Origin of the sequence: Photobacterium sp. S4TG1, from assembly GCF_036040035.1 — a bacterium.
GTDB lineage: Bacteria > Pseudomonadota > Gammaproteobacteria > Enterobacterales > Vibrionaceae > Photobacterium.
The window spans coordinates 1-1,172 of record NZ_JAYXUH010000038.1; the positions used below are offsets into that span (position 1 = coordinate 1).

General features: G+C 40.7%; 3 tRNA genes. All 3 read left to right on the forward strand.

Annotated elements, in window-relative coordinates:
* Positions 1-71 precede the first annotated feature (71 nt).
* The 3 genes from VXS03_RS20000 to VXS03_RS20010 all read left to right on the forward strand — a co-directional run bounded on the left by VXS03_RS20000 (position 72) and on the right by VXS03_RS20010 (position 415).
* Positions 72-147, forward strand: a tRNA-Phe gene (locus tag VXS03_RS20000).
* A gap of 46 nt (positions 148-193) precedes the next feature.
* Positions 194-269, forward strand: a tRNA-Asn gene (locus VXS03_RS20005).
* A 55-nt stretch (positions 270-324) separates the two neighbouring features.
* Positions 325-415, forward strand: a tRNA-Ser gene (locus tag VXS03_RS20010).
* Positions 416-1,172 lie beyond the last annotated feature (757 nt).

A 1,172-nucleotide genomic window follows, 5' to 3' on the forward strand; every position in this document is an offset into this window, starting at 1 on the left:
CCGGTAGTCGGCACCATTTATTCTCTTACTTCGGTAAGAAATGCAACAATAGCAATTATATTGCTGTGTTTGCCTTGATAGCTCAGTCGGTAGAGCAGAGGATTGAAAATCCTCGTGTCGGTGGTTCGATTCCGCCTCGAGGCACCATATTAAAATTTAATACGAGTTATCGTATTAAATAGTAAAAGTTAATTCCCTCTTAGTTCAGTTGGTAGAACGCCGGACTGTTAATCCGTATGTCACTGGTTCAAGTCCAGTAGAGGGAGCCAAATAAGAAAGCCCGCAAGCAATTGCGGGCTTTTTTACATCTGGAGTTTAATGCAATTCCCTCTTAGTTCAGTTGGTGGCACTTAATGAGAAGCTTGGCGGACTGCTAATCCGTATGTCACTGGTTCAGTCCAGTAGAGTGAAGCCAAACAAGAAAACCTTGTCGAAAGACAAGTTTTTTTTTCGTCTGTACTTTAATAAAATTCCCCTCTCGAAAGCTGAGGTACGGGCTATCCGCGATCTATTCACAGCGTAATTGAGCCTAAAAGACACCAGCCAAAATAATCAATCCACAACGCGCGAATAGTAGATTCCCTATCTCGTTCGTAACCTCACTGTAGGGAATGACGGGATAGCCCATCATTCACATCTCGAAAGCTGAGGTACGGGCTATCCGCGATCTATTCACAGCGTGATTGAGCCTAAAAGACACCAGCCAAAATAATCAATCCACAACGCGCAAATAGTAGATTCCCTATCTCGTTCGTAACCTCACTGTAGGGAATGACGGGGTAGCCCATCATTCACATCTCGAAAGCTGAGGTACAAGGCTATTCAGGATCTACTCATCGCGTGATCGAGCCTAAAAGATGCCAGTCAAAAATAATTAATCGCCGTGTGAGAGAACAACTAGGATCACTTTTGACGGTTTTCAGTATTAATTATTCTTTTTCAAAGACTAAAATTTGTTATTTTTTATGCTTACACTCAATTTTTAACGTTCACTATCGAATTGGTATTAATAGTTTCGATGACTACAAAAACATATAAAACCAAACATTCACGTTCAAAATACCAACAATCAGAACAAAAAAGACAATGTTAGTAACTATTTAAAAAAAAACCATTGACGAAAAGGTCAAAAACCTTTTTAATGCGCTCCGTTGCCTCGATAGCTCAGTCGG